Annotated in this window: 21 protein-coding genes and 1 pseudogene; 11 read left to right on the forward strand and 11 right to left on the reverse strand. The window is 66.0% G+C overall.

Features of this window, described 5'->3' with window-relative positions; all coding sequences use genetic code 11:
- Nucleotides 1-5 precede the first annotated feature (5 nt).
- The 5 genes from A9310_RS07240 to A9310_RS07260 are packed head-to-tail and all read left to right on the forward strand — an operon-like array spanning nucleotide 6 to nucleotide 4,115.
- Complete coding sequence (locus A9310_RS07240; protein ID WP_065630002.1) at nucleotides 6-482, forward strand: glutathione peroxidase; 477 nt, start codon at nucleotides 6-8, stop codon at nucleotides 480-482.
- The gene (locus tag A9310_RS07245) at nucleotides 482-1,414 is read left to right on the forward strand and encodes a DUF1295 domain-containing protein (protein ID WP_083207285.1); all 933 of its coding nucleotides are present in this window, start codon (nucleotides 482-484) and stop codon (nucleotides 1,412-1,414) included. The genes A9310_RS07240 and A9310_RS07245 overlap by 1 nt, the downstream gene beginning before the upstream one ends.
- The gene (locus A9310_RS07250) at nucleotides 1,411-2,529 is read left to right on the forward strand and encodes an FAD-dependent oxidoreductase (RefSeq protein ID WP_065630003.1); all 1,119 of its coding nucleotides are present in this window, start codon (nucleotides 1,411-1,413) and stop codon (nucleotides 2,527-2,529) included. The genes A9310_RS07245 and A9310_RS07250 overlap by 4 nt, the downstream gene beginning before the upstream one ends.
- 55 nt (nucleotides 2,530-2,584) lie before the next feature.
- Nucleotides 2,585-3,310, forward strand: a complete 726-nt coding sequence (locus A9310_RS07255) for a hypothetical protein (protein ID WP_065630004.1) — start codon at nucleotides 2,585-2,587, stop codon at nucleotides 3,308-3,310.
- A 4-nt stretch (nucleotides 3,311-3,314) separates the two neighbouring features.
- Entirely contained in the window at nucleotides 3,315-4,115 is an 801-nt protein-coding gene (locus A9310_RS07260) for a crotonase/enoyl-CoA hydratase family protein (protein ID WP_065630005.1), read from the forward strand.
- Nucleotides 4,116-4,362: 247 nt separating this feature from the next.
- Here the strand turns inward: A9310_RS07260 and fadD5 are convergent, their stop codons facing one another.
- The 4 genes from fadD5 to A9310_RS07280 form a co-directional block, all read right to left on the reverse strand.
- Nucleotides 4,363-5,973, reverse strand: coding sequence for a fatty-acid--CoA ligase FadD5 (gene fadD5 / locus A9310_RS07265; RefSeq protein ID WP_065630035.1), 1,611 nt, complete (start codon nucleotides 5,971-5,973; stop codon nucleotides 4,363-4,365).
- A 189-nt stretch (nucleotides 5,974-6,162) separates the two neighbouring features.
- Nucleotides 6,163-7,398 (reverse strand): RNA polymerase sigma factor, encoded by a 1,236-nt coding sequence (locus A9310_RS07270; protein WP_065630006.1) that lies wholly within the window; start codon nucleotides 7,396-7,398, stop codon nucleotides 6,163-6,165.
- Complete coding sequence (locus tag A9310_RS07275; protein ID WP_065630007.1) at nucleotides 7,395-7,772, reverse strand: YciI family protein; 378 nt, start codon at nucleotides 7,770-7,772, stop codon at nucleotides 7,395-7,397. The genes A9310_RS07270 and A9310_RS07275 overlap by 4 nt, the downstream gene beginning before the upstream one ends.
- A gap of 482 nt (nucleotides 7,773-8,254) precedes the next feature.
- The gene (locus A9310_RS07280; protein WP_065630008.1) at nucleotides 8,255-8,761 is read right to left on the reverse strand and encodes a M15 family metallopeptidase; all 507 of its coding nucleotides are present in this window, start codon (nucleotides 8,759-8,761) and stop codon (nucleotides 8,255-8,257) included.
- 103 nt (nucleotides 8,762-8,864) lie between these two features.
- On the opposite strand from A9310_RS07280, the gene A9310_RS07285 reads away from it, so the two are divergent.
- On the forward strand, nucleotides 8,865-10,046 hold the full coding sequence (locus tag A9310_RS07285) for a DUF2235 domain-containing protein (RefSeq protein WP_065630009.1): 1,182 nt from the start codon (nucleotides 8,865-8,867) through the stop codon (nucleotides 10,044-10,046).
- On the opposite strand, the gene A9310_RS07290 is transcribed toward A9310_RS07285, so the two are convergent.
- The 5 genes from A9310_RS07290 to A9310_RS07310 all read right to left on the reverse strand — a co-directional run bounded on the left by A9310_RS07290 (nucleotide 10,047) and on the right by A9310_RS07310 (nucleotide 15,780).
- Nucleotides 10,047-10,451, reverse strand: coding sequence for a VOC family protein (locus A9310_RS07290; RefSeq protein WP_058250505.1), 405 nt, complete (start codon nucleotides 10,449-10,451; stop codon nucleotides 10,047-10,049).
- Entirely contained in the window at nucleotides 10,448-10,762 is a 315-nt protein-coding gene (locus tag A9310_RS07295; RefSeq protein WP_175401095.1) for a helix-turn-helix transcriptional regulator, read from the reverse strand. The genes A9310_RS07290 and A9310_RS07295 overlap by 4 nt, the downstream gene beginning before the upstream one ends.
- A 216-nt stretch (nucleotides 10,763-10,978) precedes the next feature.
- Entirely contained in the window at nucleotides 10,979-11,701 is a 723-nt protein-coding gene (locus A9310_RS07300; RefSeq protein WP_065630011.1) for an ABC transporter ATP-binding protein, read from the reverse strand.
- Complete coding sequence (locus A9310_RS07305) at nucleotides 11,698-14,481, reverse strand: branched-chain amino acid ABC transporter permease/ATP-binding protein (RefSeq protein WP_065630012.1); 2,784 nt, start codon at nucleotides 14,479-14,481, stop codon at nucleotides 11,698-11,700. Before A9310_RS07305 ends, A9310_RS07300 begins: the two co-directional genes overlap by 4 nt.
- A 63-nt stretch (nucleotides 14,482-14,544) precedes the next feature.
- Nucleotides 14,545-15,780 (reverse strand): ABC transporter substrate-binding protein, encoded by a 1,236-nt coding sequence (locus A9310_RS07310; RefSeq protein WP_065630013.1) that lies wholly within the window; start codon nucleotides 15,778-15,780, stop codon nucleotides 14,545-14,547.
- A 356-nt stretch (nucleotides 15,781-16,136) separates the two neighbouring features.
- Here A9310_RS07310 and A9310_RS07315 point away from each other — a divergent pair, with 356 nt between their 5' ends.
- A complete protein-coding gene (locus tag A9310_RS07315) occupies nucleotides 16,137-16,742 on the forward strand; it encodes a TetR/AcrR family transcriptional regulator (RefSeq protein ID WP_065630014.1) in 606 nt (201 codons plus the stop codon).
- 6 nt (nucleotides 16,743-16,748) lie between these two features.
- Here A9310_RS07315 and A9310_RS07320 read toward each other — a convergent pair whose 3' ends face one another.
- Nucleotides 16,749-17,039 carry a hypothetical protein gene (locus A9310_RS07320; RefSeq protein WP_065630015.1) on the reverse strand — a complete coding sequence of 97 codons (291 nt, stop codon included), beginning with the start codon at nucleotides 17,037-17,039 and terminating at the stop codon, nucleotides 16,749-16,751.
- Between the two features lie 167 nt (nucleotides 17,040-17,206).
- Here A9310_RS07320 and A9310_RS07325 point away from each other — a divergent pair, with 167 nt between their 5' ends.
- The 4 genes and pseudogenes from A9310_RS07325 to A9310_RS07340 form a co-directional block, all read left to right on the forward strand.
- Nucleotides 17,207-17,962 carry a M23 family metallopeptidase gene (locus A9310_RS07325; protein ID WP_065630016.1) on the forward strand — a complete coding sequence of 252 codons (756 nt, stop codon included), beginning with the start codon at nucleotides 17,207-17,209 and terminating at the stop codon, nucleotides 17,960-17,962.
- A 146-nt stretch (nucleotides 17,963-18,108) separates the two neighbouring features.
- Entirely contained in the window at nucleotides 18,109-18,732 is a 624-nt protein-coding gene (locus tag A9310_RS07330; RefSeq protein ID WP_083207286.1) for a TetR/AcrR family transcriptional regulator, read from the forward strand.
- Between the two features lie 33 nt (nucleotides 18,733-18,765).
- On the forward strand, nucleotides 18,766-19,266 hold the full coding sequence (locus tag A9310_RS07335) for an SRPBCC family protein (RefSeq protein ID WP_065630017.1): 501 nt from the start codon (nucleotides 18,766-18,768) through the stop codon (nucleotides 19,264-19,266).
- 214 nt (nucleotides 19,267-19,480) lie between these two features.
- Nucleotides 19,481-20,201: pseudogene (locus A9310_RS07340) on the forward strand (MFS transporter); the annotation flags it as partial.
- A 100-nt stretch (nucleotides 20,202-20,301) separates the two neighbouring features.
- Here A9310_RS07340 and A9310_RS25030 read toward each other — a convergent pair.
- A complete protein-coding gene (locus A9310_RS25030; protein ID WP_254661194.1) occupies nucleotides 20,302-20,769 on the reverse strand; it encodes a S24 family peptidase in 468 nt (155 codons plus the stop codon).
- Between the last annotated feature and the right edge of the window lie 74 nt (nucleotides 20,770-20,843).

The following is a 20,843-nucleotide window of genomic DNA, read 5'->3' on the forward strand; positions in this document are numbered from 1 at the left end:
GCGGCATGACCTCTGTGTACGACTTCACCGCCACCGGCATCGACGGCGATCCCGTCGAACTCTCGCAGTTCCAGGGCTCTCCCCTGCTCATCGTGAACACCGCCTCGCAGTGCGGGTTCACCCCGCAGTACCGCGGTCTGGAGGCACTGCACCGGGATTACGCCGACAAGGGTCTGCGAGTGCTCGGCTTCCCGTGCGATCAGTTCGGGCACCAGGAGCCGGGCGATGAGGAGGAGATCAAGAACTTCTGCTCGCTGACCTACGACGTGACCTTCCCGATGTTCGCGAAGGTCGATGTGAACGGACCCGACGCCCACCCGCTGTTCGCGTGGTTGCGGGACCAGAAATCCGGCGTGCTCGGCGGCCGGATCAAATGGAACTTCACCAAGTTCCTCATCGGACGGGACGGGTCCGTCGTCGCGCGATACTCGCCGACGACCAAGCCGCAGAAACTCGCCGGATCCATCGAAGAACAGCTGTGATGGAGACGCCCGTGAGCACCGACAGCACCATCAGCCGAAGCGGTTCGTTCGTCCGCGTGACGATCGCCTACGTGCTGGCCTTCGCGGTCGCCGCCGCCTGGCTAGTCTGGGGTCCGGCCACCGCCTACCTCTGGCTCGACACCTTGATCGCCGATCTGCTCGCCACCCTCGTGATCTTCGCGTTCAGCCGGTTCTACGGGAATTCGAGCTTCTACGACGCCTATTGGAGCGTCGTGCCGCCCGCGCTGTTCATCTACTGGTGGGCCGCCGGTGACGTCGGGATCGACGCGGTGCACTGCTGGGTCATCGCGATCGTCATCGGCGCCTGGGCGATCCGTCTGACTGCGAACTGGGCGATCGGCTGGCCGGGTCTCCACCACGAGGACTGGCGCTACCCGATGCTGAAGGCCGGTGCCGGCCGGGCGGAACTGCCCCTGGACCTGATGGCGATCCACGTCTTCCCCACGATCCAGGTGTTCCTCGGAATGATCCCGATCTACGTCGCGGTCACCCACACCGGCGGCGTGCTGGCCTGGCTGACCGCGGTTGCGGCCGTCGTCGGACTCGCCGCGACGGCGCTCGAGTACGTCGCCGACGGGCAGCTGCGACGGTTCGCCGCTCACCGAACACCGGGCGCCGTCCTCGACACCGGAGTGTGGGCCTGGTCGAGACACCCGAACTACTTCGGCGAGGTCCTGTTCTGGGTGTCGATGGCCCTGTTCGGGCTCGCCGCCTCGCCCGGTGACTGGTGGTGGCTGTTCGTGGGCGCGGTCTTGATGCTGGCGATGTTCCTCGGCGCGAGCATCCCCATGATGGAGAAGCGCAGTCTGGAGCGGCGCCCCGGTTACCAGGACGTCATCGACCGGGTGCCTCGCTTCGTCCCCCGACCCCCGCGCTCGGCCGCACATCCGCCGGATCAGGTCACTGCGTGAGCCGACCACGCGTCGTCGTCGCCGGCCTCGGTGATTCCGGGGTACTGACCGCGATTCATCTCGCCCGGCATGCCGACGTCGTGGGCATCTCGTCGAAGCCGGGGCTGGTCAGCGGGCAGGAACTCGGGCTGCGGATCAGCCGGCCCGATGCGTGGTCGCGCGACTACCGGATTCCGTTCGGGCGCTTCCGGAAACTCGACGGCATCCGGACCGTCCACGGCACACTGACGGGTGTCGACCTCGGTGACCGCACCGTCACCGTCGTCGACGCCAACGGCACCGAGAGGGTCGAGCGTTTCGACGCGCTGGTCATCTCCACCGGCGTGCGGAACGGGTTCTGGCGACATCCGGAACTGCAGTCGGAAGCCGACGTCGACGCCGAGTTGCGCTCGGCTCATGCGCGGTTCGCCGATGCCGAGACCATCGCGGTGATCGGTGGCGGTGCGGCAGCGGTGAGTGCCGCCGCCAACCTGGCGCAGACCTGGCCGGGCAAGCGAATCGACCTGTATCACCCGGGCGAACGTGCTCTGCCGCAGCATCATCCGCGGACATGGGCGACCGTCTTGGCGCGGTTGCGCCGGCTCGGCGTCGGCGTGCACGGCGGCCATCGTGCGGTCGTGCCCGACGGATTCGCCTGCGACGAGATCATTTCGGGGCCGGTGAGGTTCTCGACGGGGCAGCCGCCGGTGGAGGCCGATGCAGTGCTCTGGGCCATCGGCCGGGTGAGACCGAACACGGAGTGGCTTCCGCGAGAGGTGCTGGATCCGTCGGGCTTCGTGCGCGTGACGGCCGAACTGCGCGTACCCGGTGCGGATCTCGTCTACGCGATCGGCGACGTCGCGGCGACCGACGACCTCCGCAGTTCCGCTCGGAATCGTGCCGATCGTCTGCTCGCACACAACATCCGGTCCGACCTCACCGGGCGGCCGGGCCGTGCGCGGCGCTACGCTCCCCCACGGCGGCGTTGGGGTTCGGTGCTCGGTGTCCAGGCCGACGGTCTGCAGGTGTTCGCGCCCAACGGGCGCCCGTTCCGATTCCCGGCGTGGTCGGTCGACACGATCCTGCAACCGTGGATCGTCCGTCGCGGAATCTACGGCGGCATCCGGAAGCGGTGAGTGCACGGGTGCTTTTCCGGGCGGGCGGGCGGCGGTCCGCGCATACACTCGGCCCATGAGCAACGAACCGTTCTCTGCCAATCCATCCGGACAGCCGCCGAACCCGGGCGGGCCCGGACAGACGCCCTCCGGTGCGTACCCGACGGGAGCGGTGCCTCCCGCCGCGCCGCCACCGGAAGCCTCCCAGTATTCCGCCGGAGCCACGCCCGGCGTCGCGCCGACCGACTCGACGACCGATGGGACGACCCCGGTCAAGCCGACCGCCGCCGAACGCGCGAACTCCGTGGTGAAGAAGGTGGTGATCGGGCTCGTCATCGCCGCGCTGCTGGTCGTCACCTACTTCATCCTCGAGGCGTTCCTGCCGCGCTGGTGGGCCGGTCAGATCGGGCAGCGCGTCGAAGGATCGTTCAGCCGCGGCATCGGCACCGGCCTGGTTCTCGGCATCGTGTGCACCTTTTTGCCCGTGCTGTTCTTCACGTTGGCGTTCGTCAACCGCAGCCGCATGAAGAACGTCCCGACGATCATGTTCGCCGTTCTCGGCGTGGTCCTCGCGATCCCCAACCTGCTGACCCTCACTGTGGTCGCCGGCGGTGGGAACGGCGCACACGCCGGCGAGCGCATCTTCGACGTCGAAGCGCCCGGCTTTCGCGCCGCCACCGCGTGGGGCGTGATCATCGGTGTCGTTCTGGCGATCGGCGTCGGCTACTTCATCTGGCGCTACCAGCGCCGCGGACGTCAGCTCCGCGAGATCAAACACCCACCCACAACAGATCGGAAGTAGATACATGACCGAGCAGCGGATCGTCGTGGACATCGACGACGCCGGTGTCGCCACGGCGACGCTCAACCGGGCCGACAAACACAACGCGCTCGATCCGGCGATGTTCAATGCGCTTATCGACGTGACGGGCACCCTCGCCGAGGACAACCGCGTCCGGGCTGTGGTGGTACACGGTGCGGGCAAGAGTTTCTGTTCCGGCCTGGACGTGTCGAGCCTGGGTCAGGGTGGCGGGGTGAACTCGCTGCTGGAGCGCGAACCGGGCGTGCTCGGCAATCACGCGCAGCGGGTGTCACTGGACTGGGGCCGCATCCCGGCACCGGTGATCGCGGCCATCACCGGCAACTGTTTCGGCGGTGGCCTGCAGATCGCGCTGGGCGCCGACATCCGCTATTCGACCCCCGACGCGCGCCTGTCCATCATGGAGGTCAAGTGGGGACTGGTGCCCGACATGGGCATCACCCAGACCCTCCCGCGACTCGTGTCCGCCGATGTGGCAAAGGAACTCACGTTCACCGGACGCATCGTCGACGGCGCCGAGGCCCAACGACTCGGGCTGGTCACCCGCGTCGTCGACGATCCGCTCACCGCCGCACTCGAACTCGCGCACGAGATCGCGTCGAAATCGCCGCACGCGGTCCGCGCCGCCAAGCGCCTGTACGACGAGTCGTGGGCGGGCACGGATCCGGCCGCGGCGCTGATGCTGGAGAGCGAACTCCAGGTCGGACTGATGGGATCCCCCAATCAGATGGAGGCGGTACACGCCGGGATGGCGCGACGCGAAGCGCGCTTCGCCGACCCGGAGTGACCGGATGCCCTTGGTGCTCGTCGCTTTCGCTCATGCGCCCCCTCTGCTCCCTGATCCGAATGAACCACGAACCGCTGGACTGTGGGGTGGAAGCGATGCCCTCCCTCTGCTCCCTGAGGTGCGAGGAGCGTTAGCGACGAGCCTCGAAGGGTCCTGGTGAGATGCGTCGCCAAACCCTTCGTGGCTCGCTTCGCTCGCACCTCAGGGAGCATAGAAATCGGACGCCCACCTCAGGGAGCGGGGGTGATCAGTTCGACAGGCCGGCGTCCTTGCTGCCGTAGGCATCTCGGAGCCGTGGCTTGACGACCTTCCCCCCGGCGTTGCGTGGGAGTTCGTCGATGATCACCAGGTCCTTGGGGTGCTTGAACCGCGCGAGGTTCTCGTTGAGGTGCGGCTCGAGATCGGCGAGGGTGAGGTCCTCGACGCCTTCGGCGAGCACGACCACGGCGACCGGCACCTCGCCCCACTTCTCATCTGCGCGACCGATGATCGCGGCCTCGGTGATGCTCGGATGGCTGAACAGGACGTTCTCGACTTCGGCGCAGTAGATGTTCTCTCCGCCCGAGATGATCATGTCCTTGGCCCGGTCGACGACGTACAGAAAACCCTCCTCGTCCTGACGCACGAGGTCACCTGAGTGAAACCAGCCGCCGCGGAACGCTTCTGCGGTTGCCTCGGGCTTGTTCCAGTAGCCGATCATCATGTTGGGCCCGCGATACACGATCTCGCCGACCTCACCGGGCTTCACGTCGTTCATGAGCGGATCGACGATGCGCGCGGTGACCGCCGGGACAACCTTGCCGATGGAGCCGAGCTTGCGCAGTGCGTCCTTGCCCTCGAGGATCGTCGTCACCGGCGACATCTCGGTCTGACCGAACGCGGTCATGTTGGCGGCCTCCGGGAAGGATTCGTTCATCGCGTTCAGCACGGTGTCCGACGCCGGGGCCGCGCCCCAACTCATCGTGCGCAGCTTGAGCTTCCGGGGACGCGCCTTCTGCGCCGCACACACCGCCTGCCACTGAGCCGGGACCATGAAGACCGACGTGACGCCTTCGCGCTCCAGCGTGTCGAGCATGGTGTCGGGATCGAACGCGCCGAGCGGGTGGAGCACCGCGCGGATCCCGCGGTAGAAGATCGGTGCGAAGCCGCCGATCCCCGCGATGTGGAACAGCGGCGGCACGATCGAGGCGACGTCATCGGAACCGGACTGTGCCCCGGCCGTGGCGATCGTCGTCACCGCCTGCGCCTGGATGTTCTGATGGGTGAGCATGGCGCCCTTGGGTTTTCCGGTGGTGCCCGAGGTGTACATGATGGCGGCGACGGTGTCCTCGGGCACGTCGACCTCCGGCGGGTCCGACGCACCCTCGGCCAGCAGGGTCTCGAAGTCGAGATGGTCGGCGTTGTCGCTGCCGTCGACGACGATGATGGTCTCGATCTGACCGGTCGACCCGGCGACCGCGTCCGCGATCGGCGCGAGGAGGGTCTCGGTGACGACGACCTTCGCACCGCTGTCGGTGACGAGATAGGCAACCTCGGCGGGGCTCATGCGGATGTTGACCGGTACCGGGATGGCGCCGATGAGAGTGGCCCCGAGAATCGCCTCGATGTACTCGGTGCGGTTGAGCAGGGCCATCAGAACCCGATCACCGAACTGGACACCCCGCCGATGGAGTGCGGCTCCGAAGGCGCGCGACCGGTCGTCGAGTTCCTTCCAGGTCGTGTTCTTGTCGAGGTAGGTGATCGCCGTGTTGTCCGGGGTCATCATGGCGTGCCGGCGGACCTGGTTGTTCCAGTGATTGCGGCGCGAGCGGTACGGCTCGGTGGTCAGATCATTCGTGACCTCGGCACTTGCAGTCATGACTGCCTCCATTCGTCGAGCGAGGCTCGACCCGTTGTGAAGCCCTCGGTGAGGGTCCGGCACTGTTGTGTCCCGAGTCACACATTAGGTCGTCGGTGTTGCCAGAATCAGGCATTCCCGCCGTTTGGTTACACCCGGCCGACGCCACCCTCGACCGTGCGTCGTTTTCCGTCGGGCTCGCGACGATGCCTACTCAACCTCGCGCCCACGTCGTCGCAGATACTTTCGCGCTCGCTCGTCGCCGGTGAGCTCGGCGGCCCGCTCGAAGTGCTCACGCGCCACGTCGGAGTGCCCGACCCGAACCAGCAGATCTGCCTTCGCCGCGTGGAACGGGCCGAAACCCGCGGCGTCACCGCCCAACTCGTCAAGCAGGGATAGTCCATCTGCGGGAGAACTCGCCCGCCCGACGATCGCAGCGTGGGCGATCCGCGCACCAAGCGTCGGCGCCACGGCCATGAGCGCGGACGACAGCGACTGTAAAGCGGCCCAGTCGACGACACCGGTGCGTGCGCGGTCGGCATGGACGGACTGCATCGCGGCCTCGAGCTGGAACCGCCCGTGCGGCCGGCCGAACGCCGATGCGCGTCGAAGCATCGCTTCCCCGTCCCGGATGAGCGCGACATCCCAGGTGGCCGGATCCTGCTCCTCGAGCGGGATGAACGGGCCGGTCCGTGCCGGCGCCCGCGACAACGACAGCGCGATCAGCGCAGCGAGACCCCACGCCTCAGGATCGTCGAGCAGCGCGGCGAGCGTGACGGCCAGGTGCAGCGACTCCCCCGCCATCGATTCGACGGTGTCGGGATCGGTCCCGTCGGCGTCGTTCCACGCGATCGCGAAACACCCATAGACCGCTTCCAGCACAGCGGGAAGTCGCTCCGGCATCGCCGCGCGGTCGGGAACGACGAACGGTATCCGGGCGTCGCGGATCCGGCGCTTGGCTCGCACGAGGCGCTGCGACATCGTTGCCGGGGCGACCGCGAAGGCGATGGCGATGTCGGCGGCCTCGAAGCCGAGCGCCGACTGCAACATGAGCGGCGTGCGGGTGGCGGCGTCGATGGCCGGATGGGCGCAGGTGAACAGCAACTCGAGCCGCTTGTCGGGAATGGCGTCGGGGTCCACATCGTCGAAGGGGGTCACTGTGGTTGCTCCGGGAGAGATGGTGTCGTCGAGGATCTTCGACGTACGGTGCGCCGCCGACTTCCAGACGTCGCGCAGCTGATTGCGTGCGACCGTGAGCAGCCAGCCTTCCGGGTTCGCGGGCACCCCATCTGACGGCCACGAGGTGAGCGCACGTTCGAAGGCGGTTGCCAGGGCATCCTCCGCGAGCGCGAGATCCCCTGACGCGACGGCGAGAAGCGCCACCAACCGCGAATATGACTCGCGGGCAGCATGTTCGGCGGCGGTGTGCGCTTCTCGTCGGGTCATGCGTTGGGTGTCCACGCACCATCGACGGTGTAGGTCGCGCCGGGCCTGATCTCCACGACACCCCACTCGATCGGCGGTGCCTGACGCGCCCACTCGATGGCGGCGTCGAGATCGTCGACATCGATGACGACGGTTCCGCCGAGCTGTTCTTTGGTGTCGGCGAAGGGACCGTCCTGAACGACGAGCCGGCCGTCGACCTTGCGCAGCGTCGTCGTGACGTCCGAGTGCTGTAGGACTTCGGCACTCACGAGCACGCCGGCGTCCTGGAGGGCCGTCGTGTAGGCGGCGAAGGCGGCCTGACCCTGGGCGATGGCCTCCTCACCAAGGGTTGACGCGTCCATCTCCGGGTAGTGCAGCAGCAGCGAGTAATGCATGATCTGGCCTCTCGTTCAGCGGGCCGCTCGTCGGTCCGTGTGCAGTGATGACGAGCGTGCCGGACGCCATTCGACACATTCGGCACATCGTTCTTCGATTACCGCTGCCCCTAATCAGAAGGAGCGCATAACCCTTGCTCCCTGAGGTGCGAGGAGCGCAAGCGACGAGCCACGAAGGGCCCGGCGAGACAAGTTGCCACACCCTTCGTGGCTCGCTTCGCTCGCACCTCAGGGAGCATTCCTTTGGGACGTTCACGACTGTTTTATTGGTCACGATGGCCGCCAGGCCGCAGATATTGAGGAGGCCCGGAGCTTGCGGAGGGCCGTCTCCCCCCGTTCCCTGAGGAGGCCCGGAGCTTGCGGAGGGCCGTGTCCCCCCGCTCCCTGAGGAGCCCGCAGTTTGCGGAAGCAGTCCCCCTTCGCTCCCTGAGGAGGCCCGGAGCTTGCGGAGGGCCGTCACGAATGGTCATCGAACAGGGCCATCACGAACGGCCAAGCCGGTCAGCGCGGGCCGCGGCATCGGGCCACATCGCAGGGCACGGAAGACCGGGTACCGTCGCGAGCTCGAAGTGCCACCACTCGTTGGCGAAGGTTCGGCAAAGACCCCAGCGGTAACCGGTTCGTTCGAGCCAAGCGGCGCCTTCCCGAGGGCCGACGTCGATGGCGTGGCCGCTCACATGTGGCGACTCCTCCGCCGGCAGGACCCACCGCCGAGCAGCTTCCGGGCTGCCATAGGTCGCGATCGCATCGCGCCACATCTGACGCTGCTCCGCGTCTGTCCGCTTACCGGACGTGATCCACAACGAGACCCCCTGTGCGCGTGCGCTGTTAGACGCCTGCTGGTAGGCCGTCGCCAGCGCAGGATCGAGGCCGGCGGTGGGCGGCGCGGCATTCGCCGGCACGCCGCCGAGTCCGGATAGCAGCAGGGCCCCGAGTACGGCGGTACAGATGACCGTGATTCGACGGGCCGCGATGTCGATGAACCTCATGACCGCAGTAAACCGTACGACCGCCGCCTATCGCATCGAACCATCGGAGCTACTACCGTTTACTGCGGGTGGGCCGCGTGCGAGCCTGTGGAGGGTCGGAAAAATGAAGAAGCGTCTGGTGGTGTGCTGCGACGGCACGTGGAAGTCGTCGAAGGACCCCCGAATTTCGAATGTCGAGAAGATCGCCCGAGCCGTCACCACCGATGCCGACGACGGCGCTGTCCAGTTGGTCCATTACGTCAACGGCGTGGGAACCGGGTCGGGCTGGTCCGACCGCGTCATCGGCGGGGCGTTCGGTCGCGGCCTCGATGCCAACCTGATCGATGCCTACCGATTCCTCGCCCTGAACTACGAGCCCGGCGATGAGATCTTCGTCTTCGGGTTCAGTCGCGGCGCGTACACCGCGAGGAGTCTCGGGGGCATGATCTGGCACATCGGCCTTGTCACCCCGCTCGAACTCGCGCAGCACCCGACCGAGAACCTGTTCGAAACAGTCCTGCGGTACTACCGGATGAAGCGGAAGGATCGTCCGGCGAAGACCCCAGGCGCCCCGGTGCCGGTCAAGTTCATCGGGGTCTTCGACACCGTCGGCGCCCTCGGCGTTCCCGGCATCACCCGCGTCAAGCACAAGTTCCACGACGTGAAGCTCGGCAAGAACGTCGCGGTGGCCAGGCAGGCGCTCGCCATCGACGAACGTCGGCTGACATTCGATCCCTGTGTCTGGGAAGTCGACAAGGCAGATGAGGGCGAGATCGACGTCAAACAGGTGTGGTTCGAGGGGGTCCACTCCGACATCGGCGGTGGTCTGGCGGTCACTGAACCCTCGGAACTGAGTCTGTCCTGGATGGTGCGCGAGGCGGAACTTGCGGGCCTGCAGTTCTGCTACAAGCGATTCACGCCTATCAGCTTCCCCATCGACCCGTCGAACGAGAAGTACGCGACCAACAAGTCGATGAACGCTGCGTACCGCATCGTCAACATCTTCAAGCTCGCGTTCGGCCCGCTGCGGATGCGCGGAGAAACCGTGCGTCACAAGGGTCAGTCGCGATTGCTCGAGGCGAACAAGAATGATCCAGCAAGGCCGCTGTACATAGCCGCGCCCGCGCTCACTCGGTGGACTGACGACATCGGGTCACGCAAGAAGAGGGCGACGAACATCGGCGCGTGGGAAGAGCTGATCAAGGACCTATCGGTCCGCGCGGTCGACATTCCTCCGCTCGAGGCGCCGGTGACTACCCGACAACCGGCATCCCCCGCGTCTGAGTCGCTACTTCCACAGCAATAGTCACTGCGGGGCAACGTCTTTCGTCGCAGCGATCTGGATGAGGTTTCCACACGTGTCGTCGAAGACCGCGACGACCGCAGGTCCGATATCGGTCGGTTCCTGGGTGAACTCCACGCCGAGGCCGCGTAGCCGCTCGTACTCGGCCTGCACATCGTCGACGGCGAACTGCGCCAACGGGATTCCGTCTTCGATGAGCGCGTCCCGGTAGGGCTTGACTGCGGGGTGGCCAGACGGTTCGAGAAGGAGTTCCATCCCCTCGGGATCGTGCGGGGAGACCACCGTCAACCACCACGTGTTCTCGCCCATCGGAATGTCATGGCGGGTCGTGAATCCGAGTATCTCGGTGTAGAACTCGTGTGCCTTGCGCTGGTCGTCGACGAAGACGGACATCAGTGTCATTCTCATGGCAGGTCCTTTCGAGAGGCAGGCCACCGCTCGGCGATCTCGCCGAGCGGTGTGGGGTCGAAGTAGTGGAATTTGGAGCGTCCGCGTTTCTTGGTGTGGATTAGCCCGGCCGTCTCCAGCACACCCAGATGCTGCGAAATCGCTTGTCGGCTCAGGTTGAGCCCACGCCGAGACGTGAGGCGACCGCAGATCTCGAACAGCGTCTGGCCGTCCCGTTCGACCAGCTCGTCGAGGATTGCTCGCCTCGTCGAGTCATCGAGTGCATGGAACACGTCGGCCACACCTGACAATAGGCAAGTGGCTGCTTGCATGTCAACGCCGGCCACCGCGCTTGCCCTAGTGCCCTGAGGTGCCCACCCATTGCTCCTAGAGGTGCCGATTCTCTGTTCCCTGAGGTGCGAGGAGCGCAAGCGACGAGCCTCGAAGGGCCTGGTGAGGTATCGCGCGACGCCCTTCGTGGTTCGTCGCTATCGCTCCTCACACCTCAGGGAGCAATGGCAGCACGGTCGGCGGGCGTCACCATGAGGTCAGGCCCGAGCGCTCCCGAGGTACGCCTCCTCGACCCGTCCGATGTCATTTGCGAGGGCGGCCGCGGAGTCCGTCAGAGCGATCTCGCCGTGGACCAGCACCACCGCCCGATCCGCGATGCCAAGCGCCAGGCGAACATGCTGTTCGACGAGAACCACTGCGGTGCCCTCGGTGTCGGCGACATCCCGCAGGACCGGCAGGATCGATTCGACGACGATGGGTGCGAGTCCCATGCTCAGTTCGTCGATCAGCAGCACTTTCGGCTGCTGCAACAGGGCGCGTCCGATCGCCAGCATCTGCTGCTCTCCCCCGGACAGCTCGCCCGCGGCGACCTTGAGCCGCGCACGGAGAGCCGGGAAGTGGTCGAGCACCCGGTCGACCGCCTCGGTCCGAGCCGCCCCGCGTCGTCGAATAGCCAGTTGGAGGTTCTGCCGTGTCGTCAGCTGTTTGAACAGCGACCGGTCGTCCGGAACCAGGACGAGTCCGGCACGCACGGCCGCACGCGCATCCCCTGACCGAACTGCGTGACCGCCGACGCTGACCTCGCCGTCGAGTCGCGGCAGCAGACCGGCAAGGGTGGTGAGCAGCGTCGTCTTTCCTGCCCCGTTCGGTCCGAGGAGAGCGACGATCTCCCCTGCTTCGACGGACAGATCGAGGCCGTGGGCGCAGGCTTTGCCGCGCGAGTACCCGGCGTCGAGACCGCGGCATTCGAGGACTGTCACGGTGTCATCTCCTTGGTCGTCGAATGTGTCTCGGAGACAGCGCTGTCCGGTGGCGAAGAATCCTCCGACCCCGCCACCGCCGACGACGGCGTACCGAGGTAGGCGTTGACGACTGCCGGTGAGCGTCGAATCTCGTCCGGGGTGCCTTCGGCGATGACGGATCCGAGGTCGAGGACGATGACCCGGTCGCACAGGCTCAGTACGAGATCCATGTCGTGGTCGACGAGGACCATGGAAACCCCGTGTGCCCGTGCGGCGCGCAACCTGTCGCCCAGCCATCGACTCTCGGTGCTGTCGAGTCCGGCGGCCGGCTCGTCGAGCAACGCAACTTCGGGCTGACCGGCGAGAACGCGAGCCACCGCGACAAGCTGACGCTGACCTTGCGAGAGATCAGCGGCCACAACATCACTGAGGTGGCTGATCTCCAGCATCCGCAGGACGTTCCGGACGTTCTCGGCAGTATCCCCCGGCGCACGGCGCGCGGCGATCGCCAGGTTCTCGGCGACCGACAGCTCACCGTAGAGCTCGATGTCCTGGAAAGTTCTGCCGAGCCCAGCGCGGCTGCGTCGATGCGGTGCAAGGCCGTTGAGGGTGGTGCCGCCGAGAGTCACCGTTCCGGACGCGGTCGCGAACCCGCTGATGGCGTCGATGAGCGTCGTCTTGCCTGCGCCGTTTGGTCCGATCAGGCCAACGATCTCGCCGGAACGGAGGTCGAAGCTGACGCCATCGACGGCGGTCACCGCCCCGTAGCGCACCGTGACGTCGCGAGCCGAGAGCAGGACCTTGCCGCTGGGCGGTGTGACCGGTGGAGTCGGTGCTGCCGGAGCGACGTCGTGCGCCGATTGTGGTGCACGACGTCGAGCCGGCATCGGGATCTTGTGCAGATACCCGATCACGCCGTCGGGACTCGTGACGACGGTGAGCACCAGCAGGACTCCGCTGACCAGCATGTAGTAGTCGCCGAACGACGCGTACTTGTCCGCAGCGAAGTACATCAGCCCGCCGGGCGCGATGATGCCGGCGAGGACGGCTCCGGAGATCGAGGTGACGCCGGCGATGTAGAACACCGCGAAGAGTCCGATCCCGGCGAAGACGGCGTAGCTGCCTGCGGTCGCGAGGGTCTGCTGGTACGCCAGCAGCGATCCGCCCAGTCCGGCGAGGAACGACGCGATCGCGAAGGCGATGAGTTTGGTTGCGCCGACGTTGATCCCGGCCGCGGCTGCGGACCGTTCGTTGGCGCGCACGGCCAGCATCGACGCGCCGAGCCCACTACGACGCAGAGCCGCCACCCCGTACGCCACCAGAGTCAGAACCACGAGGCACAGGATGGCGAAGGCGATCCGCGGATATCCCTCGCCCGCACCAATTCCCAGGTCGATGCCGAAGATCGACGGGGATTCGACGGGCGCACCCTGCAATCCGCCGTTGAGCGACGGGTTGCGGAACCAGAACGCCTCGCAGAACACGGCGAGAGCGAGCGTCGCGACCATGAGCGGTAACCCGCGCACCCGAAGAGCGGGCAGACCGACGATCACGCCGATGACCATCGCCGCGCAGGCTGCGAGCAGCGGGGCGAGCGGGAACGGGATGTTGAGGTCGTTGGTGAGTCGGCTGAGCGCGTAGGCGCCGACGCCGGCGAGCGTCAGTTGCGCCAGTGACACCTGGCCCGCGTACCCGGTGACGACGACCTGGGACAGCGCGATGATGGCGTAGATCATCGTGGCGATCACGGCGAGCCGGAGACTGCCGGAGGTGGTGACGAGTGCCAGGACCGCGACGACGACACCGACGATCCCCGGGATCACCAGACGGTTCGGACGCGGTGACCGGCCGAGGTCGTTGCGAGTGACCGCGCCACGGCCCGGCAATGGACGCCCGCGGATGAGGAGAAAGCCGATGATGAGGATCAACGGGACCGCCTCGGCGACACCGGCGTCGGGCATCCAATCCCAGGTGGTCTGGAGTTTGGTGGCCTCAGACTGCAGCATGCCGATGACGAGCCCGGCGCCGACGGTGATCGATATCGCGGTGAAGTTGCCGACCAGCGCCGCCGCGAGGGCCGGCACGATGAACATCGTGTAGGCCACGGGATTGAGTGGAACGATCGGGGCGATGAGCACGCCGCCGAGTCCGGCGGTGGCCGACGACAACGCCCAGTTGGCGACCGCGATGCGGTCCGGCGAGAGTCCGGTAACCAGCGCACCCTTCTCGGATTCGGCGGCGGCCTCGGTCGCCACGCCGAAGCGGGTGTAGCGCAGCACGAGTCCCGCACAGATGGCGAGTCCGACGATGACCACGGCCAGCATCAGACGGTCCGTCGGAACTGCGCTGGATCCGATCGTGAACGTGTCGACCTTGAAGATGGGTCCGACGCTGGGCGCGTTCTCGCCGACCCGCAGCGCGATGAGTGCCTGAATGACGAGCATCAGACCGATCGCAGCGACCGCCTTGGCCAGCGCCGGGGCGGCCCGCATCGGGCGGAACACCAGTAGGTACAGGATGACGCCGAGGATCGCGGCGACGACCACGGAGATGAGTAGCGCTGCAGCGACTCCCAGTTCGGAGCCGAGTGAGATGGTCGCCGGAAAGCCGGGGATGGGGTTGAGGAGTTCCCCCTGGCGCAGAAAGGCGTACGTGTAGGCGGCGTACAGCGCCACCGCGCCGGTGGCGAAGTTGACGACGCCGGAACTCTTGAACGTCATCACCAGGGCCAGGCCGAGAGCGGCGAAGACGGCTCCGTTGCCGAGGCCGAGGACCAGGAAGGCGAGATGGTCGGTCATGGAACTCCCACTGGGAAGTGCGGGGATCGGGGGCCGCGCGGCCGCGACCCCCGATCTGGAGCGCTAGTTGTTGGTGACGACGGTGTTCTCGAGCTTGGCGTCGGCGGTTACGTCACTGACCAGGATCGCCTTGCTGCACAGCGACGTCAGCGGCGGGAAGGCCTTGCCGTCGCAGGTGAAGGTGATGCCGGGGGCGGCCGGGAGCGGGACGTTCTTGGCCTGTGACAGTGCGATGGTGAACGTCTGAGCGTCGACGGTGCCCTCGAGACCGTTCAGCTCGCCGAGCGCAGTCATGACCTGGTAGCCGATGTAGGCGAGGCCGGCCGGGTCGGTGTCGGGCGCGTATTGCGCCATGACGCTGCGGTATTGGGTGACGCTCGGGTCGTCCGAGCTGAGGTTGACCGTGGTGAACGCCTTGGCGCCGGAGACCGCGTCGTTGCCGACGGCGTCGAGGACGGGCTTGTCGAGGCAGCTGGCGATCAGGTACTTCGAGGCGTCGGGTGCGACGGTCTGCAGCGTCTTGAGGACCGAGATGCACTGGCGGGTGTCGCCGAGGATGCTGACCGCATCCGGGTTGTCGGCGAGACCGGCGGTGATCTGCGGTGTCAGGTCGGCGGCGCCGACCGGCACGGTGACGACGTTCAGCGCGACGCCGGCACGCTGGAACATCGGATCGCCCAGCGCTTTCACCGACGCAGCTGCATCACCGGAGTCGCCGATGATCAGGGTGACCTTCTTGAGTCCGTCCTTGGCGGCGGTGGCAGCCTGTCCCGCGAGGACGGCGACGATGCCGCCGGAGAGCATGAACGAGCCGGGGGTCGCCATCTCCGCTTGTGACACTGGAGCCTGTGCGACGAACGGGATCTTGGCGCCGGCGATGATCGGCAGCATGACCGCACCCTGCGCGCCCAGCGGCGAGACCACGACCGAAACCTGCTGCTCCACCATCTGATTCGCGCACTTGGTGGCCGAGGCGGGTTCTTCCTGCTGCTTGCACACGACCAGTTCGATCTGGTGACCGCCGATGCCGCCGCCGTTGTTGTTCAGGTATTCGACGGCGGCTTCGCTGCCCTCGCGCACCATCGGCGTCGTCACCGCACCGCCCTCGGGCACGATCAGGCCGACCTTGACCGGGTCGCCGGTGGCCGGGTTGCTGGGGAGCTGGCTGGTCTCGCCGGCGGTGGAGCTCTCCGAGCTGTCGTCGGCGCAGGCCGTCAGCGCTCCGAGCGCGAGCACCCCGGAACAGCCGATCACCGTCGCGGTCCGAAGCACACGCCTGAGTGCACTGGGTGATTTCATGCGATCCCCTTCGATCGTGATTCGACAAGTCGCCGCCCCGCTGCGGAGACGGACGAAATGTCGGATTTGCTGACTCGGTGGCGACTGTAACCCGCAGGTCGCGGTCGTCGGTTGGATTCGAAATATTCTGTCCTGCAATGAGTCTCGGCTCGGTTGACGGCCGGTGCGCATGGCAGCACAAGTCGTCGGTCCGGCGCCGGAAGATCCCCCCGCGGTCGACTCGCGTGACGTCGTCTGATGGCTCGACGACCTCACACTGGACTCAGAGCAAAAAGTTAGACGCCCATCCAAACTTTGGGGGCGGAATGCAAGAATTGGTCGGTCGGGGTCGCCCCGCCCACACGGAAGGCACCACTTTGACCGAAGCTCCGGCCATGGGCCGGCGGGAACGCAACAAGCAGCAGACGCGCGAACGCCTGCTGATCGCTGCGCGCGAACTGCTCGCCTCCGAGGGGAGCGCCGCGACGGTCGAGTCGATCGCCGAGCGTGCCGAGGTGTCGCGGGCGACGTTCTTCAACTACTTCCCCAGCAAGGATGACCTGCTCACCGATCTGTACGCCCAGCTGATGGGCACGTTCTCGCACGTCGTCGACGCGATGCTCAACAAGCCGCTGAGTACGTACGAGCGCGTGGTCGGTGTGTTCGTCGACTTTGCGCGATCGTCGGTCGCCGACCCGGACTACATGCGGACGGTGACGAGCGAGATCGAACGGATTTCGTCGATGTCGGGGACGCTCGGTGAACGCAGCCACGTGTTCACGTCGGAGGTGCTGCGGCTCATCGAGCGCGGCGTCGAACAGCAGGATGTGCGGACCGATCATCCGCCGGAGTTCCTCGCCCAGATGGTCGCGGCGATCTACGTGTCGAGCATGCGGTACTGGCAGATCGATCCCGGCTTCGAGGTGAGCGAGAGCTTCGAGCGCGCCGGCCGCTATGCCGCGGAGTCGCTGCTGCCGCGGTAGGGCTGGTCAGCCTTCCTCGTCGGGTCGCGCGACCTCGGTCTCCCACCGCTCCCGGCGCTCGTCCTCCGTCTGCTCCCACCACGGGGTCCCGCGCTCCCCCAGCGCGACCTTCGCCGCCTGGACGCCCTGGCGAGACTCGGGTGCGCCCTTGGTTCGCTTCACGTCACGACGCCACGCCATGAGGATCGAATGCAGTTCGGACCGCCGCTCGTCCGGGATCAACGGATCTGTCGCCCGCCACTTACGGCCGTTGACGATGATGTGGTGACCGTCGGGGGTGTGCTCGGGCTCGGGCATGGATTCCACGGTGCCACGCGGTTTCGACCCCGTGTGTGACCGGGATCTCGTTTGGCGTCTCACCTGGGGCTTTGCGGGAGTCCTGGGCCGACTCTCAGTCTCTGCTTATGCCAGGGAAGGTAACTTCGCCGTGTCCTTGCCGATACCGAACTGTTACCCAATCTGAGATGGACAACGCTTTGCCTCTTCACCGACTGAACGCCGACTCTTCGACGCGCCCCGCCACCCGCGCCCTGCTCGACACGACGTCGAGCACCCGGCGCCCTGGCCGTCATCGTGCCACGTCGCACTCCACCACCCGCACGGCGCTGCGTACGGGCGCGTTCGCCGCGTTCGTCGGCGCGGTCGGCTTGAGTGCGGGCACCGCTGCGCAGGCAGCGGCGCAGCCCGCTCCCCCGCCTGCGCCGAAGATCGCGCTCCCCGAGAACGTGAAGCTGCCGGCCGGCGTGGTCCTGCCGCCCGAGATCGACGACCTCGCTCGCGACGTCCTGCCGCCGTCGGTGTTCGGCCCGGGCAGCTCCGACCTCCCCGGTATCAAGAAGGCAGTGAAGCCGGTCAGCGGCACCGTGACCTCGGGCTACGGCCCGCGCTGGGGCACCCACCACAACGGAGTCGACATCGCCAACAAGATCGGAACGCCCATCTACGCCGTGACCGACGGCGTCGTCCTCGAGTCCGGTCCGGCTTCGGGCTTTGGCCAGTGGGTCCGCGTGAAGCAGGACGACGGCACGGTCGGCGTCTTCGGACATGTCAACGAGAGCTTCGTTCATCCCGGCCAGCATGTGCGCGCCGGCCAGAAAATCGCGACCGTCGGCAACCGCGGTCAATCCACTGGCCCTCACCTGCACTACGAGGTCTGGGATGCCAACGGCACCAAGATCAACCCCCAGGCCTGGCTCAACAAGCGTGGCGTTCACCCGTGATGGAAGTGCGCCTGGTTTGACATCGATCCCCACCGACAGTGTCGGTGGGGATCGTTTTATGTGCTGGGGCGATTGTCGACCAAGTTTGCTACCGGATCTCACGCAACGCCCTTGCCTGCCTCCGGGCACGGCTATACCCTGTAGCTATGGCTACGGGGTATAGCATTAGTCGGCGAACCGAGCGTCGTCAGATCACCATCGACGAGGCCATCCGGCATGCCCGCGACATCATGGCCGAGAACGGGGCCGGCGCGGTGTCCATCTCCGAGGTGGCTCGTCGGATGCACCTGCGACCTCCCTCGCTGTACAAATACTTTCCGTCGCTGAATGCGTTGTACGACAGCCTTTTCGAGACCGGCAATCGTGAGCTGTCCCGCTATGTCGACGCGGCCCGCGAGAACCATGCCCCGGGGCTCGACCGACTCCTCGAGCAGTCGCGTGCGATCGTCCGTTGGTCCATGCTCGAGCCAGGCCTCGCTGCGCTGCTGTTCTGGCGCCCGGTGCCGGGTTTCGAGCCGAGCGACGCTGCGTTCGCGCCCGCCCTCGCGATCGTGGACCAGGCTAGCGAGGATCTCGCGACCGCCGTCGCACAACGTGAGCTGAGCCCGGCGGCCGATTCGATAGAAGCCTTCAGATTGCTGACCGCTGTCGTATCGGGCATCGGTTCTCAGCAAATGTCGAACGAGCCGGGTGCCACTTACGAGTCAGGCACCTTCACGCAGCTACTCGACGACGCCCTGCAGATGTGGGTGCGCCACTACTCGCCCTGAGGCGGCCTCGGGGCACTCAGGAAAGGAATTGTCATGCGGCAAGAACTCACGAGCGACTCGGTGTCGCGGCACATCGACGCGAGTCCCGATGAGCTTTACGACATCGTCTCCGACGTCACGCGGACGCCCGAGCTGTCTTCGGAAATCGCCCATGTCGAGTGGCTGGACGGCGCCACCGGACCCGCTGTGGGTGCCCGATTCCGAGCCCGGAACAGCGTTGGCCGTGGACCCGATTGGCACAACAAGCCCGTTGTCACGGTGGCAGACCGCGGGCGCGAGTTCACCTTCGAACGCACGGAGAAGATTGCCGGCACGCTTCGGTGGAGCTACCGATTCGAGCCTGAGCAAGGCGGCACCTTGGTCACCGAGTCGTACGAGGTGACCCGGCCGCTGAGCTTATTCGGGTGGTTCGTGATCGGGCCCGTCTACGGACTCAAGGACCGCAAGTCTGATCTGCGAGCAGGCATGACGGACACGTTGGAAAGACTCGCGAATGTTGTTCATCAACAGCGGGTTTGTAAGAGAGTTATCTGAAACGGGTTCGGCTCACGTCCAAGCACACGACCGCATTTAACCTCCCCTCAAACTGACTCGCCCACGATGGCGCTCCTGTGCGGTTATTGCGAACGAACCACGGCGCTCGTCCACCGTCCGAATTGACGGCGATCTGCTGGCCCCCTCGTCGATCGGCGTCCTGGCGCCCATCGTGCCGGTGCCGGCTGTTACGCCCTGGGATTTTCCGCCGTGAGGCTGGCGTATCGCTTTCCTGCTCGCACTTCCGCTCGCCTCGGTCTGTCTCCGCGTGCGCGTGAAGCTCGAGGACGCCGGAATTCGAGGAGATGGCCGAGAAGTAAGGTCGCCACGAGCCCACTGTCCGACGTCGTGCGCAATAACCCGAAGTCGGTGCTCAAGGTGGTCGGCATCGCGATCGCTATGAACGGCTCGGGCTACATCGGATTGACGTACTTCAACGCCTACCTGATCAACGACCTCGGCTTCGGCAGGGTCGCCGTCTACTGGACGTCGGCGATCGCCATTGCTCTGGCGTGTGCCACGATCCCGATCAGCGGGATGATGACCGACCGCGTCGGACGACGACCCGTTCTGTTCTTCGGGTAGCTCGCCTACATCTTGATCGCATTCCCGGCCTTCATCATCTTTGGTGCCACCGACAGCATTGTGGTTGTCGGACTGGTCTGCTTCGTGTACATGACGCTCAACGGCGTCGTGCCGGTGCTCGCGTTCCCGCTGTTCACCGAACTGTTCCCCGGGCCACCCGCTACGCGGGCGTCTCGCTGGGGTTCAACATCGGCACCATCGCCGCGGGCGGGACCGCGCCTTATGTGGCGGCTCAGCTCGTCGAATCGACCGGCAACGCCATGTCACCGGCCTACTGGGTCGTCGGTGTCTGCCTGATTGGAACGGTCACGTTGGTCGCCATTCGGGAGACCAGCAAGTCTGCGCTTCCTTGCGTAGGCGGGGCCTTGGCTCAAAGTTGCAGCCGGCGAGGTAGGTTCGTTAGGACCTGCCTCGCCGGTTGGTGTGCGGAACGGTACTGAGACACCAGGGTCACAAGGAAAGATCTGCGAGCAAGCTTCGTAATCTGACTTCGCCGCTTTCACGTGCGCGCTTCGTTATGGACGTATCGGGAATGACAAAGAATCGAATATTTCCTTGCTCATAGAAGCGTCGCATGCTGGAGGAACCGAACTCTAAGTCGTCCCCTTTAATTGTTAGTGCGAATAGGTCGTCACTGAGCATCACGCTGGTTGGATTAACCGTGAAGTACACGGTATATCCGAGGTCGGCATAGATTCCTGTTCCCTCGCGCACTTCAACGGAATCGAGCGAGAAGTAACTATCGAGGGCCCTACCACGAGGGAGGTCTGGCAACTCGATGTAAATTACAGTCGATGTCGAGTAGGCTTCGAAGAATTCCGTCAAGGCACGACGGGCTTGGTCGGCATAGTGTCCAATCACTTTTACTCCCAGTTTTTTCGGCAGTATCCGGCGTAGCCGACCTATGTGTTCTGACACTCCCCCGGCATTCCGCTACTTCAAGTCAAGTTCGGAGAGGCCGAGGTTTTTGAAGTCCCAATGGCACTACGGGT

The organism is Gordonia sp. UCD-TK1 (assembly GCF_001691435.1).
Classification (GTDB): domain Bacteria; phylum Actinomycetota; class Actinomycetes; order Mycobacteriales; family Mycobacteriaceae; genus Gordonia; species Gordonia hongkongensis.